Annotated in this window: 17 protein-coding genes and 1 tRNA gene; 5 read left to right on the top strand and 13 right to left on the bottom strand. The window is 53.1% G+C overall.

What is annotated here, in order from left to right:
* Window positions 1–237: 237 nt before the first annotated feature.
* The 5 genes from PHA01_RS28860 to PHA01_RS28840 all read right to left on the bottom strand — a co-directional run bounded on the left by PHA01_RS28860 (window position 238) and on the right by PHA01_RS28840 (window position 4,503).
* The gene (locus PHA01_RS28860) at window positions 238–459 is read right to left on the bottom strand and encodes an aa3-type cytochrome c oxidase subunit IV (protein ID WP_114433066.1); all 222 of its coding nucleotides are present in this window, start codon (window positions 457–459) and stop codon (window positions 238–240) included.
* A gap of 145 nt (window positions 460–604) precedes the next feature.
* Complete coding sequence (locus PHA01_RS28855) at window positions 605–751, bottom strand: DUF3096 domain-containing protein (RefSeq protein ID WP_271899685.1); 147 nt, start codon at window positions 749–751, stop codon at window positions 605–607.
* Window positions 752–887: 136 nt separating this feature from the next.
* Entirely contained in the window at window positions 888–3,191 is a 2,304-nt protein-coding gene (locus tag PHA01_RS28850; RefSeq protein ID WP_271899684.1) for a putative bifunctional diguanylate cyclase/phosphodiesterase, read from the bottom strand.
* A gap of 240 nt (window positions 3,192–3,431) precedes the next feature.
* Window positions 3,432–3,941, bottom strand: a complete 510-nt coding sequence (locus PHA01_RS28845) for a hypothetical protein (RefSeq protein ID WP_271899683.1) — start codon at window positions 3,939–3,941, stop codon at window positions 3,432–3,434.
* On the bottom strand, window positions 3,934–4,503 hold the full coding sequence (locus PHA01_RS28840) for a CGNR zinc finger domain-containing protein (protein ID WP_271899682.1): 570 nt from the start codon (window positions 4,501–4,503) through the stop codon (window positions 3,934–3,936). Before PHA01_RS28840 ends, PHA01_RS28845 begins: the two co-directional genes overlap by 8 nt.
* Before the next feature lie 79 nt (window positions 4,504–4,582).
* On the opposite strand from PHA01_RS28840, the gene PHA01_RS28835 reads away from it, so the two are divergent.
* The gene (locus PHA01_RS28835; protein WP_271899681.1) at window positions 4,583–5,506 is read left to right on the top strand and encodes a branched-chain amino acid ABC transporter permease; all 924 of its coding nucleotides are present in this window, start codon (window positions 4,583–4,585) and stop codon (window positions 5,504–5,506) included.
* Here PHA01_RS28835 and PHA01_RS28830 read toward each other — a convergent pair.
* Window positions 5,503–6,252, bottom strand: coding sequence for an SDR family NAD(P)-dependent oxidoreductase (locus PHA01_RS28830; RefSeq protein ID WP_271899680.1), 750 nt, complete (start codon window positions 6,250–6,252; stop codon window positions 5,503–5,505). The two genes, PHA01_RS28835 and PHA01_RS28830, sit on opposite strands and share 4 nt — an antisense overlap.
* Window positions 6,253–6,387: 135 nt before the next feature.
* Window positions 6,388–7,494, bottom strand: coding sequence for a TRAP transporter substrate-binding protein (locus PHA01_RS28825; protein WP_271899679.1), 1,107 nt, complete (start codon window positions 7,492–7,494; stop codon window positions 6,388–6,390).
* A gap of 261 nt (window positions 7,495–7,755) precedes the next feature.
* Between PHA01_RS28825 and PHA01_RS28820 the strand changes: the two genes are divergently transcribed.
* Complete coding sequence (locus PHA01_RS28820) at window positions 7,756–8,526, top strand: gamma-glutamyl-gamma-aminobutyrate hydrolase family protein (RefSeq protein ID WP_271899687.1); 771 nt, start codon at window positions 7,756–7,758, stop codon at window positions 8,524–8,526.
* 1 nt (window position 8,527) lies between these two features.
* On the opposite strand, the gene PHA01_RS28815 is transcribed toward PHA01_RS28820, so the two are convergent.
* From PHA01_RS28815 to PHA01_RS28800, 4 genes are all read right to left on the bottom strand, one after another.
* Complete coding sequence (locus PHA01_RS28815) at window positions 8,528–8,977, bottom strand: hypothetical protein (protein WP_271899678.1); 450 nt, start codon at window positions 8,975–8,977, stop codon at window positions 8,528–8,530.
* Between the two features lie 96 nt (window positions 8,978–9,073).
* Window positions 9,074–10,093 carry a LacI family DNA-binding transcriptional regulator gene (locus PHA01_RS28810; RefSeq protein ID WP_224515717.1) on the bottom strand — a complete coding sequence of 340 codons (1,020 nt, stop codon included), beginning with the start codon at window positions 10,091–10,093 and terminating at the stop codon, window positions 9,074–9,076.
* Between the two features lie 76 nt (window positions 10,094–10,169).
* Window positions 10,170–11,075 (bottom strand): DMT family transporter, encoded by a 906-nt coding sequence (locus PHA01_RS28805; protein ID WP_271899677.1) that lies wholly within the window; start codon window positions 11,073–11,075, stop codon window positions 10,170–10,172.
* 93 nt (window positions 11,076–11,168) lie between these two features.
* Window positions 11,169–11,660, bottom strand: coding sequence for a MarR family winged helix-turn-helix transcriptional regulator (locus PHA01_RS28800; protein ID WP_112532327.1), 492 nt, complete (start codon window positions 11,658–11,660; stop codon window positions 11,169–11,171).
* Window positions 11,661–11,978: 318 nt separating this feature from the next.
* Here PHA01_RS28800 and PHA01_RS28795 point away from each other — a divergent pair, with 318 nt between their 5' ends.
* The 3 genes from PHA01_RS28795 to PHA01_RS28785 all read left to right on the top strand — a co-directional run bounded on the left by PHA01_RS28795 (window position 11,979) and on the right by PHA01_RS28785 (window position 15,180).
* Window positions 11,979–12,719, top strand: a complete 741-nt coding sequence (locus PHA01_RS28795; RefSeq protein ID WP_271899675.1) for a creatininase family protein — start codon at window positions 11,979–11,981, stop codon at window positions 12,717–12,719.
* Window positions 12,720–12,853: 134 nt separating this feature from the next.
* On the top strand, window positions 12,854–13,939 hold the full coding sequence (locus PHA01_RS28790) for a CobW family GTP-binding protein (RefSeq protein WP_417021064.1): 1,086 nt from the start codon (window positions 12,854–12,856) through the stop codon (window positions 13,937–13,939).
* A 266-nt stretch (window positions 13,940–14,205) separates the two neighbouring features.
* Window positions 14,206–15,180 carry a WD40 repeat domain-containing protein gene (locus PHA01_RS28785; protein ID WP_271899673.1) on the top strand — a complete coding sequence of 325 codons (975 nt, stop codon included), beginning with the start codon at window positions 14,206–14,208 and terminating at the stop codon, window positions 15,178–15,180.
* Between the two features lie 144 nt (window positions 15,181–15,324).
* On the opposite strand, the gene PHA01_RS28780 is transcribed toward PHA01_RS28785, so the two are convergent.
* Window positions 15,325–16,095, bottom strand: coding sequence for an HNH endonuclease (locus tag PHA01_RS28780; protein WP_271899686.1), 771 nt, complete (start codon window positions 16,093–16,095; stop codon window positions 15,325–15,327).
* Window positions 16,096–16,532: 437 nt separating this feature from the next.
* A tRNA-Met gene (locus PHA01_RS28775) sits at window positions 16,533–16,609 on the bottom strand.
* Window positions 16,610–16,643: the final 34 nt, after the last annotated feature.

The raw sequence follows: 16,643 nt of genomic DNA, 5'->3' as shown, positions 1-16,643 counted from the left end.
GCTTCTTGACCGTCTCCGGCGAACCACCAACCCGCGGCTCGTCGATCTCTTTCGGTATGAAAAGTGTCTGAGCCAAGCTCTCACCCCCAAGCAAGTTAAACACAACAAAACCAGTGGTCCCGTCCCGAGACCAGCGCGGCTAGCGTCTTATGACGGTTGGAAACCCTGATATGTGGATCGTTCGATGAACGCCTTTCAGTAAGGTTATCCGCCCGGTATGTTACAGAACAGCTTGCCTTAGAGAAAAAACCAAGCGGCAACGCAAACAATGATGAAAAGGAGTGTGGCAGAGAAGAAGCCTCCGACGAAAAAGCCGAATGCCATAGCAACCAGCAATGCTGCACAGGATACAACGCCCCATTTCGAAAGCGAAAGGAACAGGTTGTAAGTGCTCTCATGTTCCTTGTAATCCATGGGAGCGCCCAATTCTGCTGGCGCAGTATCGTGATGATCAGCCATCTTCAAACCTCTTATAGTCGATGTCGCATTGGCAATAGCGAAAACACCGCATCAGCGCAATGCGCAGATAGTCGCTTGCAGGCACTCAATCGATATAAATCAAAGAAAGAGTTTATTCACTCCCGAAGATAGATCTTCAGCTGTCTCATGCGAGGAGGTGCGGAAAAAGTCCTGTCACGCCGATAATGATCAGATAAAGCGCAACGATATAATTAAGCAGTCGAGGGGCGATCAGGATAAGTATCCCTGCAATCAAGGCGACGAGCGGTGCAATAGCTATCTGAGCAATCATGTTGATTCTTCCTCATTTGCGTTTCATCGGGAGCAGTGTTTCAAAGTGCAGTTTAGGTCAGCGCCGTCCCTATGTCAGCGCAGGAAGCACCTTATCCAATGGACATTGTTCGTTGTGAGAAACTGAAATCCTGAGATCAGTGCAAGGATGCAGCGTATTCTGTTGCTGCAACCAATTTCTGTTCCATTGGAACATCGAGAAGCCTTGCAATATCCTGCGCAGGCATCGCAGCACCATACAAGAAACCCTGCACATATTCGGCGCCGATCCATTCACTGATCAACTCAGACTGTTCGTTGGTTTCAAGTCCCTCGATTGTCACCGACAATCCAAGTTCGTGTGACATCTGCACGATGCCGCGAAGCAGTTTGAGGGACCTACCCTCAGCGACGATATCGGCGATAAAAGAACGGTCGATCTTGACCTTCGTGACAGGGAGATCCTTCAGATAGCTCAGGCTTGAATAGCCCGTGCCGAAATCATCAATTGCAACCTGTACGCCAAAATCCTTGAGCTCCGAAAGGACACTCCCGGTACTTTCTCGATCCGTTATGAGCGCACCTTCCGTTACTTCCACCTCCAGCAGATGCGGCTCAACGTCGTAGCGCCTCAAAGCGGAACGAATAATATTCACCATGTCCATGTTCTGAAGATCATAGGATGACAGATTGACCGAGACGGCGATCCGTGAATCCCATCCATTGCAATCCTTGATGGCGCGTTCGACGACGCATCGGGTGAGATCGGAAATGAGCCCCATTTCCTCCGCCATGGGAATGAACTCAGCCGGAGAAATCGGGCCAAATTCCGGATGATGCCATCGGGACAGGGCTTCGCAAGCCGTCATGCGCAAGGTTCGAACGTTCACTATGGGCTGATAGGCAACGGTCAATGTGTTCTCGGCAATCGCCTTCCGCAAATCCGCTTTGAGCCGTTGCTTGCTGCGGAACGAATGGTCCATGGTTTCGACGAAGACAGCCCAGTCCTTCTTGCTGTCCTTCTTCGCGACGTCGAGCGCCAGATCAGCATTCATGTGCATCACAACAAGATCAAACTCGGCAGCACTGGCAATCGCTACGCCAGCATTCGCCCCAGTCAGAATATCGTGGCCGGAAACAAGGTATTGGCCGGAAACCATGCGCATGATGCGGTCCACAGATTCCAGCGCCGCATTCCGCTTCGGCGCGGAGAACAGCAGCACGAACTCGTCGCTTCCAAAGCGTGAGATCACGGGACCGTTGGCGTCGGCCAACGTCAAGCGATCGGCAAACGCGCGGAGCAGCTCATCGCCAATGCGATGGCCAAACGTATCGTTCGTTCGTTTCAACCCATCGATGTCGACGACCATGAGAGCGATTTGTGCGTCTTGCTCAGCCATCTCGATATATGAACTGGCGATTTCGGCAAACTGACTGCGATTCGGCAAGCCGGTAAGGCTATCGTAACGTGCCATCCGGCTAATTTGCGCTTCAGCTTCCGCACGGCGGGTAACATCCTGGAATATCAAAACTGTACCGCGTTCTGGATCGGGCGTCGCCGTAAACTCAAAGTGGCGTTTGGCCGGCGACACGAACACGTCCCGTTGCTTTGCCCCCGCCAAAAGATCCCGCATCTTCGTACGCAGAGCTTCCAGTGCCTCACGGGAAAAGTAGGTCCGCAGTTGTGCCAGCCGCAACAGCGTTTCCAATGATCTGCCTCGGAGCTGTTCGGGATTATCGAACCCCATCATTTTCGCGGCCTTCATGTTGGCAACCGTGATGGTCTGGTTCCGATCGAACATCAGCAGGCCTTGCGGCATACCGTTGAGTGCCGCGTCGAAATTGTTGACGACAATACCAAGTTGCTTTTTGCCCAGCAGTGCATCGAAAAGCGACTGACGCAAGTTTGCGGCAATGCCGATATTGCTCCATAGGAAGGGGAGAATAAGCAAAGCGAGCAGCCAATTGTAAAAACCGCCGAGAAGGATGAACGTCACGAACAACGGCGCAAGCAGAGCGACCGACATTCCGATCACAACCGTACGTGAAACGTAGTTCCGCGTAACAAGTGCAACCGTTGAAGCAACAACGATAATGATACTGGTGATGGCAGCCGATGGGTCGGCCAAGATATAGATACTGACAAAACACAGAAATCCAAGAAGGATACAAGTGCCCAGCGCACCCGACAAATAACGCCATTCCCATTTCTTCAAGGTAGCCGCCGTTGCGTCGGTCAGATTAGCTTGTTCGAAAGCATTTGCATTTGCCATCCTGCCAATAACCGTGACGAAGAACGCGACAGCGAAGGCAATATAGATCGGATTTTGGGTCTTGATATAGATCATCAAGGTGGCGGTAATCTGTACGATGGAGGTCCACCAGATTGCCTTCTTGTTCGCATAAAGTGTGCGAAGGAAAATGGTGTCGAGTGACATGCTCTCGCTGAGGTCAGTTCTCATCAAATGCCCGCGCACAACTGTACCCGCCACGGATACGTTACCGATTACTTACATAGAAACGCCAACGACAATGAAACCAGAGATTGGACAACGAGTTAGAGTATTTATTCTTACCGCATGTCAAATCTAAATTTCATAATTAGGAAAATAGAATTACCAATTCCTGAAAAGAGCCAGAATACGATGACCTTCTGTATTTGAACGGGCGGCCGGCATCAGTTGAATTGAGCCGTAAACGGCCTAAGCAGGGCAAGCCGCAGAGGGGTTTCCTGCTGAGCCCTTATCCGGATTGGGATCATAGAAAGGACCGACAACCAGCGGTTTATCCGGCATGACAGACTGATCCGTGTCTGAAATCATCTTCCGCTCAATTGTTTGCAATAATTTACCATTGGCATCTTCAAGGCGCATGCTGACTTTATATTCCCGGTTTGCCTTCACGCATTTGACTGGCGGACTTTCAATTGTGATTTTTTCCATCGTCGGCCATATCTTCTGCCGAACAATCATCGGATCGCCCCCCGCCGGATTTTCAAAAGTCGTCTGCAGCATGGAGCCGTCGGGCAACGGGCGCAGCTTTGCCAAGGTAAGCAGATAGGTTGCCTCTGCTATACGGTAGTTGAAGACGAAAATCTTCCCGGAGACATTCACGTAATCGCCCTCGCCTGCGTCGCGGCAAGCGCCGAGACAGAGAAGTCCGAAGAGAAGCAGTGACACTCCTGAAGGCACGAACCTTGCTTTATCAAACATGATTGTTTCCAGGCTGCTTTACATTGCGATTATAGTGCCGCCGGGCTTTCGCCCGATTGCCGCAGACATTCATATCGCACCACCGGCGGCTTCGATTACGGCTCTCATCGAAATAAAGCCAATGGCAATTCGGACAGATCTTGATTCGCTTCAGTCGTGCGGGATCGAGTAGGCGCATAGCCGAAAGAAAGGCTGCTGCTCCCAGAGATAGTTCGCGCTTCTTCTCCGACAGATTTGGTAGCCTGAGGTCTCTCGCTTTTGGCTCATTACACACAAGATCGGAGCCGAGGCGCAGGAATGCTGATAGGTCCTCAGCCCTAAAACTGTCTTCATGAACGGTGCTTCGAAATAGGCTGTTGATCACCTCGCGAATGCCGATGAGCGCTTCAATTCCCTTTTGCGACAACGGAGGATGGAACTGCACTTCTCCCCATTCGCCAGCCCGGAAAACTGCTGCAGCTTGCGCAAAGCGCTGCAGTTCAACCGGATCATCAAAACGATCCAGCGAACGCTCCGGGTCTTCGCGAAAAATCACCGTGTTCGCCAAGTCCAGGGCCAACATACCTCCACTGAATCGATGAGCATTCCAATCAAAGGTCATGGCAAAATTCTAACTGGTAAAATCAATTTTGCAAGTTAGAATGAACATGAGTAGAGAGCGGCAGATGGCGTATTTCCTTCAACTTCTTTTCAATGGCATTCACAACGCCGCGCTTTATTCGTTGCTCGCGTATGGTTATGTGCTGATCCACGGGCTGACGCATCGCACTGACCTGTCGCTTGGTGCTATTTTCGCTTTTTCCGGGCAGACCTTTATTCTGGCGACAGCATTCGGATGGTCTGTGCTGTGGATGACGTTGCCAGCTGCGCTTTCACTCGGAACCGTCATTGCTATCGTCTATGTCGGCATAGGCGGTTACGTCATCGCAAGATTCATCTACGCCCCGCTCGATGCAGGGAACCGCAATACTGTGCTGGTGGCGACGCTTGGTCTAAGTATTTTTCTAATGGAACTGTCGCGCATTGCAGCGAACACGAGGGATTATTGGCTACCGCCATTGCTTGCAGACCCTGTTCGATTGCTCGGACCAGCGATTGGTATCAGTTTGACCCAGTTGCAGATCGTAAACATCGTTATCGCCTTCTCCGTTATCGCCGTTGGCGAGATGATCATGTTGCGCACGTCCGCAGGGAGAATCTGGCGCGCTGTCAGCGATGAACCCGCAGCATCGGCGCTCTGCGGCATCGATCCATCGAGAGTAAGGACACAGGCTATCCTGGCGGCCTATGGTGTGTGTGCGCTCGCTGGATTTCTTGCAGCGCTCTACTACGGCAATGTCAGTTTCAACACCGGTATGATCTTCGGCTTGAAAATCCTCTTTATTACGGCCGCCGGAGGATTTTCACGGCCCCTGTACGCGGCTTTCGGTGCAGCGGTCATCGGCATCATAGAATCTTTATGGGGTGGATACTTTTCTGTCTTGTGGCGGGACGCGGCAGTTTTTTCCCTGCTCGTTTTTGTCCTCGCCACACGCACTAACGTTCAAGAAACCGAGCGCCTTTAGCCTTGCAGGCTATGGCCACCGTCGATCGTAATAACCGTTCCGGTAATATAACTGCTGGCGTCCGAAGCCAGCATCAACACAGCCCCATCAATATCTTCCGCCTCACCTAGCCGACGCATGGGATTCTTGCCCTTCAGAAAGCCTTTGGCCGGCCCATCCATGATTGTCTCATTGAGACGGGTCGGAAACCAGCCAGGTGCAATAGCGTTGACCCGGATGCCGTGCGGCGCCCATTCGAGCGCCAGCGACTTGGTCATTTGGGCTACTGCCGCCTTCGACATGGCGTATGCGGCTGAACCTTTGAGCGGTGCGTCGGCCAGAATGCTTGAGAGATTGATAATGGAGCCGCCAAGACCCTTGGCTATCATTCGTTTGGCAGCCTCCTGAGCGATAAAAAATGCACCCTCGACATTCACTTCGAAGATGTGCCGCAGTTGTTCGCGGGTCGTGGTGAGAGCCCGCTCGATCGTAGCCACACCAGCATTGTTGAACACCACCGTCACGGTTCCAAGGTTTTGCTCCGCCTCGTCAAAAGCGCGCGCGATATCAGCCGCGACCGTGACATCGGCAATGATGTTTAGAATGTTGGATCGATGCGCATTGTCGGGAGCGGGCGTTCGCGAAATCGAAACGACGTTCGCACCATGAGCAGCAAGTACCTGCACCATTCTCAGACCCAGGCCAGAAGAGCCCCCGGTAACCGCAATATTCTTGCCCGCTACTGAAATGGAAGGATTATCCGTCATTGAAAATACCAGTGAAACATCGTGCCGAATTGTTGCGCCACTGTTAGACTGCTCCTTGAGAGCTGACAACAGGCGGAATCAAGAACCCCGGCCTCATGCGCGCCGGGGTCCTCGTTTTTCTTTGGCGACAATGAATCACAACTTTCCGTTACGTTGCTGCACCATCATGAACGTATCGAAGGTGTATTCCGCAACCTGTGCGTACAGGAAATGTTCGTTGCGGAACGCCTTGATCGAACTCCAGATTTTCTTGAACGCTGCGTTGCTGTCTTCGAGTTGTGCATAGACCCCGTTGGCTGCTTCGAAGCAGGCGGTCAGGATTTCCGGGCTGAAGGGCCGCAATTGCGCGCCACCAGCCACGAGACGCTTGATCGCTGCAGGATTTACGTAGTCATACTTCTGCAGCATGTTGGCATCGGTGGCCTGAGCTGCCGTACGGAACAGCGATTGATAGGCTGGAGGAAGGGAATCCCACTTTTGTTTGTTGACCATGAAACTGACGGTCGGGCCGCCTTCCCACCAACCTGGGTAATAATAATAGGGCGCGACCTTCTGAAAGCCGAGCTTCTCGTCATCATAAGGTCCAACCCATTCAGCAGCATCGATCGTACCTTTTTCAAGGGCCGGATAGATATCACCGCCTGCAATCTGCTGTGGCACAACGCCAAGTGTCTCCAAAACTTTGCCGGCAAAGCCACCGACACGCATCTTGAGACCCTTGAGATCTTCGACGGTCTTGATCTCCTTGCGGAACCAGCCACCCATCTGTACGCCGGTGTTGCCGCCCGGATAGGCTTGCAGACCCTGTTTGTTGAAGAATTCGTTCATGAGATCAATGCCGCCGCCATGATATTGCCAGGCGTTCATACCGCGCGCATTGAGCGCAAAGGGCACCGCTGCACCCAAGGCCCAAGTGGGATCCTTGCCCCAGTAATAATACGCGACGGTGTGGCAAAGTTCGACCGTACCGGCCGCTGCCGCGTCAGCAGCTTGAAGACCAGGAACGATTTCGCCAGCGGCGAATGGCTGGATCGTGAAGTTACCGTCAGTCGCCTCCCTCAAGTACTTCGACAATACTTCGGCGCCGCCGTAAATCGTATCCAATGATTTCGGGAATGACGATGCGCAACGCCAAATGACCTTCGGCGTTGACTGTGCAATCGCAGGCGCCGCAAGCGTGGTGGCTGCTGCAGCTCCTACCCCGGCAAATCCTGCCTTCGTGATGAACGAACGACGATCCATACATTCTCCTCCAGACTATGATCTTCAATTCCATCGGCCCAGATCACCAGACTATCCTGTCTGGCCCTCCCGATCTCGTGATCACCATACACACTCATCCATTCAAGTCCAGCAGATGAACCTCCATGCAGAACGACACATTGAAATGACTGAACCAAGCGTCGAATGTGTCATCGCGCATATTTTCGCCGCTCGCATCGCCATTGGAAATGGGGGCGATTTACACTACATTCAGCCAAGGTCTTTTATGGAGTTAACATGATGCGGCAACCTCTCGTCGCCATAACGTCAGATGTCCGTACGTTCGAGAATTACACGTGGCACGCAGCCCCGGATCAATATCTTATGGCGGCATACGAAGCGGCTGGCGTTATTCCGTTGATCGTGCCGTCATTTGGCGAGAGCCTTGATATTGATGCCATTCTTGACGGCGTCGATGGTGTTCTCATCACCGGATCGAAATCGAATGTTCATCCGGCTCTCTACGGCGTCGCACCCAGTGAAGCACACGAACCTTACGACCCTGCGCGCGATGCCACATCGCTGCCGCTCATCCGCAGAGCCATCGAGCGCGGCGTACCGCTATTGGCCATATGCCGGGGCATTCAGGAGCTGAACGTAGCGCTAGGCGGTACACTTGCTACCGAGATACAAGAGCTCGACGGGCGTATGGATCACCGCGCGCCACAATCCGATCAACAGGCCGAACGCTTCGCCATTCGTCATCCGGTGCACATCAAGCCGGGATCCTGCTTGGCGAATGTCATGCAAAGCGACGCTATCCAGGTAAACTCCGTACACCGGCAAGCCATCGACAGGCCCGCGCAACAGCTTGACATTGAAGCGGTTGCTGATGACGGCACGATTGAAGCCGTTTCAGTCAAGACTGCCCGGGCCTTCGCTGTTGGCGTTCAATGGCACCCGGAGTATTGGGTAAAAAGTGATAGTCCCTCACGCAAGATATTTGCAGCATTTGGCGACGCCGCGCGCGCTCACAAGGCAAGCCGAGAACGAATGCAAGCGGCGGAGTAATTTAGAACGCGTTAACGCCTTCGGTAGACATCGATAGAATCACAGAACGCGGCTCGACACTGATGTAGGCGAGACCGTCGCTCGGGCTGAATTCTACGATCGTACGACCAAGGTTATCAGCAAGATCAATCGTTCCATCTTCGTTATTGTGCCAAGTCCTGGCGTTTGCCAAAGGCTGATAGAGATTTCTGCAGCTGCTGTCGATCGTGAGCGCATTGTGACCCGGTGTGCCATTTTCGACAGGAAACGCCTTGCAGCTCGCCCCTCCGCCTGGGCTACTGATGACAAATCTTGGCACATCATGGCTACCCGTATCCGCTGGTACAGACGCAGTCGTCTGGGTGTCGACGTCAGCATCTTCGCCAGAGGTAAAAGTCGCGAAATCGAGGAACATGGCGACTACTGCCGCCGCCGTGACGAAGCCGAGACAAGTCGTTTTACCCAGTAACATACTATACTCCGCGGGAAACAAACGCCCCGTGGAGCCTAGTCGCGTAGCATTAATGAAGCGTGAAGCAGCACCACAAGTTAATGTGGCGCGCTGTTGCTATCTCTCTTTTGGCTTTGAGGTCGACTGCCGGATTCGCAATTCCGGCTTGATCAATTCCTGCCGTGCGTGCGTGTCGGCACCGTTAAGTTGATCGAGCAGAGCCCTCGCTGCTCGCTGTCCCACTTCGCGCTGGCCGTTCCACACAGTTGTCAAAGCGGGCGTAGCGATTGCCGCCTCTTCAAGATCGTCGTACCCCGTGACCGATATATCAACGCCTGCAACCAATCCGGCACGAGCGATGCCATTCATCATGCCGATCGCCGAAAGATCATTCCAGCAGACCGCAGCAGTCGGATGATCTTTCAAGGCAAGAAACTGAGGTGCGGCGTCAAAACCTGCCTGTTTGGTTCGCGGGCCAGGTATGCGCCACTCCGGTTTCGCCTCGAGGCCCGCTTTCTGCATTGCATGGAGATAGCCTTCGTAACGATCGCGGCCTGTGGACGTCTGATCGGTGCCGCCCACCATGGCGATACGTGTATGTCCCAGGGAAATAAGGTGGTTTGTGGCAAGGCCTATGCCATAAGCATCATCCCCGCGGAACACCGGAACATTGGCATCCTTGACAGTTCGGGCAATCAACACAACCGGTAATCCATTTTCCTCGGCCATGCGAATATCTTCAGCGGGCGTACCGATAGCGGGAGACATAATGACACCGTCTCCCCCGAGTTGCAGCACGGTATCGATGAATGTCCGTTGCTTATCCAACTGATCATAGTGATTGGATAAAATGAATGTCTGACCGGAACGATCCAGTTCGCCCTCGATTGCACGCAATATTTCTGCAAAGAACGGGTTCATGATGTCGTGAACCACGACACCCACAATGCCCGATCGCGAAGTGCGAAGGCTGGCTGCGCGCCGGTTATAGATGTACCCAATGGCGCGCGCGTGTTCTTTTATCTTTTCACGCGTCTGATCGGCCACGAGCGGACTATCTCGCAAAGCCAGCGATACGGTTGCTGTTGACACTTTCAGCGCGTCGGCAATAGTCGATAGCTTAATTTTCTGCGCCAAAAAAACCGCCTCCCCACAGTATCATCAAATAAGCCAATTTATGGTACTCGGCGTTATGCCATTGCAATCAAATAAATCAAAGTCCTTTCAAGCCCGCCGCCCGCGACTGTCGTTCGCGGTGCACGACGTAAAGACCACTGCCAATGATAATAACCGCACCAAAGAGTGTATATGCATCCGGAAACTGGTTGAAAAACAGATATCCGAACGCCAGCATCCAGATGATTTGCAGGAACGGATAAGGGGCTAGCGCAGCCGTCGTCGCTTTTCTGTAGGCCAGGATGATCAGATAATGGCCAAGACCGCCAAAAACGCCGAGTATCAGCAGTAGAACAATCTGAAACGGTGTTTCCGGAATGACTGCCTGCATCACGGCAGGTGACATCAATATAGCTGGGGCAAGAGCAGAAAAGAAAATCAGGCTCTCCGGCGATTCCGTTACCGCCATACGCCGCGTCAAAAGCACGTATAGCGAATAGCTTAGCATCGCAGCGATCGAATAAGGCAATCCGGGATTGAACGCGCCAAATCCCGGGCGGGCGATGATCAGAACTCCTGTGAATGCGACGATAATGGCTGCCCACCGCCTCCATCCTGCCCATTCGCCAAGCAGCGGACCCGCCAAAGCTGCGATTACCATTGGCGCTGCAAAGGTTATGGTGATCGTCTCGCCGAGTTGCATCGTCTGCAACGCATAAAAGTTGAAATATGTTGAGCCAAACAGACAAAGCCCACGCAGGAATTGAAGGGGGATGTTGCGAACCTTGAAGAGCCGCGGATTTGACCAGGCGCGAAAGAAGATCAGTGCCAGGATCGCGTGCTCCATAAACCGCATCCAGGAAATGAACGCTGTGGGAATACCAGACAGAACCAGATATTTAGCACTGGAATCGAGACATGAAAACAGAAAGCCGGCCGCGAAAATATAGAAAATGGCGGCAGCCGGCGCGACTTCCTGCGAGGAAGAGAGAGGTGGAGACAACAGATTTACCAATCAGGCGGGAAGGAACTGCCGTCATGATAACAAGTTCACACGTTTTGTAACCGCAAATTGAAAAAAACTTTTACCTATCGTCTATTCGTCGTCGGCATCATCATCATCATGATCGTCATCGGGGGCCGTTTGGCGTAAAAGTTCCGCTGCGGAGAGATTGATCTCAAGCCGCGAAAGCATTTTTACAAAGGCCTTGCGCTCTTTCTTGTCAAACCCCTTCATCGCGTCCTTTTCAGTCTTGCGAATGGACTTCTCGATTGATTTGATTGCCTCATTACCGGTATCTGTCAGGAAAATATGGGCTTGACGCTGGTCTGTCGTGGACCCTTCTTTCTTGACGAAACCTTGTGTTTGCAGGCGGGAGATCGTCTTGGTAATTGTTGGCGGGCGCACGCCAAGGCGTTTGGCAAGAACGCTCGGCGACAGACCATCTTCGTGGGCCAGTTGCAGCATCACCGCATCCTGCCCTGCATAGAAGCCATGGCCAAGCAATCGGGTGGCCAGCGCCGTCCGCGTCAATCTTGCGGTCGATTGCAGACGATGAAGAATGAGGGGTTTACGATCCTTGACCATTCAAACTCCTGCTTGCACATCACGTACTGACCGGTTGATGATGAGGCGGCTAGCTCTTGTTGTGGGGGTAGTTAACAGACGAACATTATGCGCTGACACAGCCATTACAATAGCAAATCCTAAACCGAATGAGCAAATCGACCTGAATCGACCATTCGTTGCACAGCAAACCCGCGTTACAATTCTTATATGACAATCTGATGAAATTTGCCGACGAATTTGTGCGTGATGCCAAATAAGTCTGTGAAATCACAATCTAACAGGACTATCCTCTCACCGGTCACACCGACCGGATCAAACAGGACGAATGAGCCGGAAATGCCAAAACAAGCGACAATTGCCCTCCTTCCTCTCGGTGCTCATGAGCAGCATGGCCCGCATTTGCCCTATGAAACCGATACGCTTATCGCTGCAGGTCTCGTCGATCGGCTTAAGGATTCCCTCCCACAGGCGTTATCGGTCGATTTTCTACCTGTCGAACGGGTTGGCTACTCCATCGAACACATGGATATTGCCGGCACCCGGACATTGTCCTTTGACGAGGCGGTAAATCGCTGGATCAGCATCGGCGAGAGTGTCGCACGGCAGGGCATGTCGAAGCTGGTCCTTCTGAATGCCCATGGCGGCAACGCCCCGCTCATGACAATCGTCGCTACGGAATTGCGGGTTCGTTTCAATATGCTTGCTGTGGCAACAAGCTGGACCCGATTTGGTTTGCCGGATGGCCTGATGTCACCCGAAGACAAAGCACTCGATATCCATGGCGGATTCATCGAGACTTCGGTGATGCTCGCCTTGCATCCCGAGTTTGTGGATATGACCAAAGCAAGAAACTTCGGTTCCAATCAACGCCACTACGCCGAAACCTATAAACACCTGCGCGCTTATGGCCCACATGCTTTCGGCTGGAAAATGACGGATCTGGACAAGGAGGGTGTAGCGGGCAACGCAGCTCTCGCTACGGCAGAAGCTGGCGAAGAAATTATCGCTCACAGTGTGAAAGGTCTTGTAGAACTGCTCGAAGACGTCGGCAGGTTCGATTGCTCTGTCCTCAGCTGATACACCTCAACCGGATTGATGCACTCATTCACGCATTTGAACGCTATAGGTGTGGCAAAAACTGATCTGATCACCTATATCGTGGGTCTATCCATTCAAAGAGGCACGCGATGAGTGAAGCTCAGACGAAGTCTATGGCAGCGGAAGCTGCACGTCCCGCCCAGATTCCGGTGACAGTCCTGACCGGTTATCTTGGCTCAGGAAAAACAACACTTCTCAACCGCATCCTGAGTGAAGATCACGGCAAACGTTATGCTGTCATCGTCAATGAATTTGGCGAGATTGGTATCGACAACGATCTGATCGTCGAATCGGACGAAGAAATTTATGAAATGAACAATGGCTGCATATGCTGCACGGTACGCGGCGACTTGATCCGCGTGGTGGAGGGCCTGATGCGCCGTCCCGGGCGGTTCGATGCCATTATCGTCGAGACGACAGGGCTTGCCGATCCCGTGCCGGTTGCCCAGACTTTCTTCATGGATGACGACGTCCGCAGCAAAACGATGCTTGATGCGGTGGTTGCATTGGTCGATACCAAGCATCTGCCACTGCGTCTGAAAGACAGCCGCGAGGCCGAGGACCAGATCGCCTTTGCCGACGTCGTGCTTCTGAATAAAACCGACCTCGTAACTGCAGAAGAGCTTGCTGCGGTTGAGGCGACTGTCCGCGCCATAAATCCGCATGCGGTCATTCACCGGACCGAACGGGCTGACATCGATTTGTCTCGTGTTCTCGATCGCGGCGCATTCGATCTGGCTCGGGCCCTGGAAAGCGATCCGCATTTCCTCGATCACGATCATCCAGATCATGAGTGCGGCCCCGATTGCGATCACGATCACGAACATCATCACCACCACGATCATGGACACGACCACCATGGGCACGACCATCATCATCACGATCATGCATCCCCTATACATGACGTAACGGTTCAGTCCGTCTCGCTTCGTACAGGTGAGCTCAATGCAGATAAATTCTTCCCATGGATTCAAAAGATCACACAGGAACAAGGGCCGAATATCCTTCGCCTGAAGGGCATTCTGGCTTTCAACAATGATCATGAACGCTATGTTATCCAGGGTGTGCACATGATCATCGAAGGTGACCATCAGCGTGCTTGGAAGGACGGCGAAAAACATGAGAGCCGTCTCGTATTTATCGGCCGGGAACTCGATCATGATGCGTTGAAATCCGGCCTCGAAAGCTGCCTTGCCTAGGTCGTGAGCTCATGAATAGGGTCGAAATGGTATGAGGCCATCTTTTCGGATACAAGGAGCAAAGGCGAAGGAAATGTTTATCCATTTTCAAATCCTTTGTGACGCTGTTGCCGGAAAGATGGACCATATCCCCCGGACGCCGAAACGGCTGCAAGCTGCAGTGTCGAGCCGTTCGGCCGGGGGAAAGACCCCGCGCTTCACGCTTCTCCTCGCATCTTCTTGCCGTTTCAGGCGCCATTTCAATCCTACTCACGAGTCTACGACCTATGCCGACCATTGCCCCGCTTGATCTTGCCGGCCATTGCATTGACGCGCGCTTCATCAAGGATGTCCCTTTCTTTGCGTTGGCCGATGGCACCATAAACCGCCTCGACAATGGTCATAAGGTCACGGAAGCACATGACGGGTTGCTTTGTGCAGTGCCTTCATTTGACGGCAAGTCCCTGCTGACCGGCGGCGAGGATGGCCGAATCTGTGCGACTGGCTTGAACGGCCGAGCGGAAGAATTGAGCGTCGTGCCGCGCAAATGGATGACGGTCTTGGCTGCAGCGCCAAATGGTGCGATCGCCTTTGCGTCGGGGCGGTCGGCGTGGGTAAGGTCGGCCGATGGCACCGTTCGTGAAATTCTGCACGAGCGCAGCGTCGAAGGTATAGCCTTTGCCCCCAAAGGGTTTCGGTTGGCTGTCGCCCGTTACAATGGCGTGACCCTGCATTGGCCCGCAACGAACGGCGCGCCGACCGAGCTTGAATGGAAAGGCGCACACGTCTCCGTCATTTTCTCACCAGACAATCGTTTTCTCGTTACCTCGATGCAAGAGAACGCCCTGCACGGCTGGCGTCTTGAGGACAATCGCCATATGCGCATGACCGGTTATCCCAACAAGGTGAAGAGCTGGTCCTGGAGTGCGAAAGGCAAATGGCTGGCCACATCCGGTGCACCCGCCGCTATCATTTGGCCCTTTTCGGGAAAGGATGGCCCGATGGGCAAGGCACCTCTTGAGCTTGGAACGCGCGGCGATAGCCTGGTCACCGCTGTTGCCTGCCATCCGGTCGAAGAAATCGTGGCGATCGGCTACTCGGATGGGATGATTCTGGTTGGCCGTTTCGGTGATCAGAAAGAGGTTCTCCTTCGCCGTAGTGGTAAAAGCGCGATGTCCACGATGAACTGGGACACAAGCGGGCACAGATTGGTATTCGGCACCGAAGGCGGTGATTGTGGCGTAATCGATATTACCGCTTGATACAGCCTTTATCGATGCAAGATTTCAATCGACTCTAAGGTAAGCGCCTCGTTTGAATCAATGCGATCAATATTGACAGCATGATCGCGCTTAGCTGGTCCATCATTCTGCATGCACGGACTAATTATCTGTCGACGAAAAAACTCAGCGCTTGAAGCAATTTTCGCGATGCCAACGCAAGAAATGCGGATGGGGCCTTTGAACAGCCAGTTGGGGAACCATCGCTCGCCCAGTCCTGTTGACAAATGATCGGATGCTTTCTGGATCGTTGGCTTGCCGCGAAACCAGAATTTGCAGGTCGTCGGAGAGACTAATCAAACCCCTATCAAACATCCAGTGCGCAGTACCTGAAAGAGCCAGTCCGTTGGCTAAGATATCAGGGCCATTGGCTTCAACTGACTTGATATGCGCAGCATCGACCTCAGCTCGGCCTCCCCCGTTGATCAACTTGAGGCCGGTGATAGCGCATCGCCTGTCGTACGCCTGTAAAACAAGTCGGCGAAAAATCCGATCACGGACTATGCGGGATGTAAATTGGGTGACACGTTCCCGCTCAAAGTCGAAAATAAAGGGCGACTGGATTGCCTCGGCAAAGCCGGGTGTAGCAGTTGCTACATCTGATTCACCCCATCTCGGCAGTTCAAAATCAATCTCTTCGAAGCCCAACGATACAATTCGGTTAAAGTCAGTGGCGGATATCGGCCTTACCGCCGATTGCGCTCGCCCGGATATACGTCCCTCATCGTTGAGCACGCCACGCTCCAGCACCCCTTCGGCGTTACTGAACGGAACAGGATTAACGAAGTCCAGATATGTACCGGGTTCAATAGTGGCAATATGCATACCACGCACTTTAGGGTCCGGGATCACCGCGCTCACCTTAGCTATTGCAAAATAACCGCGTGTTTCGGCAATCTTTCTCGGCTCTTAGTAGATAATCCAATCACCGAGGCAAGCCTGCACACGGCCCAAATACTGGCTCGGGAACTGATATCGTTCTGCCGGGCTGTCGTCATAAATCGAATCTGAACGGTGAATGAAAACTCCGAATCCCATGCGATTTCTATAACACGCTCGTTCTTCCTCGACATGAGTTTAAACGAGTGATCAGTGTTCTACGCATAGTTTGATGAATGCCCTTTGCCGTCGACCCGGAGGTTCTTCAATGGGCAGCTCTTGTGATCTGATTGAAGGCCGGTTGCGGGGGCAGGATTTGCCCGTTCGGGCCCTCCAACAGTCCACAGGCCTGTTTGACCGGCGAAGCCGGATGTTGTTCACCCTTCAGGTTCTGAGCCTGGCGAGCGAGGTTGTTTGCCGATGCGCACCGATGGGTGTTTTGTGGGAAAGTGATTTGGTTGCGGGGACAGGATTTGAACCTGTGACCTTCAGGTTATGAGCCTGACGAGCTACCGGGCTGCTCCACCCCGCGCCACCAAGATACGGCAAAGTTGCCGCTGCAGCCC

Origin of the sequence: Candidatus Phyllobacterium onerii (genome assembly GCF_028331445.1) — a bacterium.
In the GTDB taxonomy this organism is placed as follows: Bacteria; Pseudomonadota; Alphaproteobacteria; order Rhizobiales; family Rhizobiaceae; genus Phyllobacterium; species Phyllobacterium onerii.
This window is presented reverse-complemented; position numbering and strand designations above follow the sequence as displayed.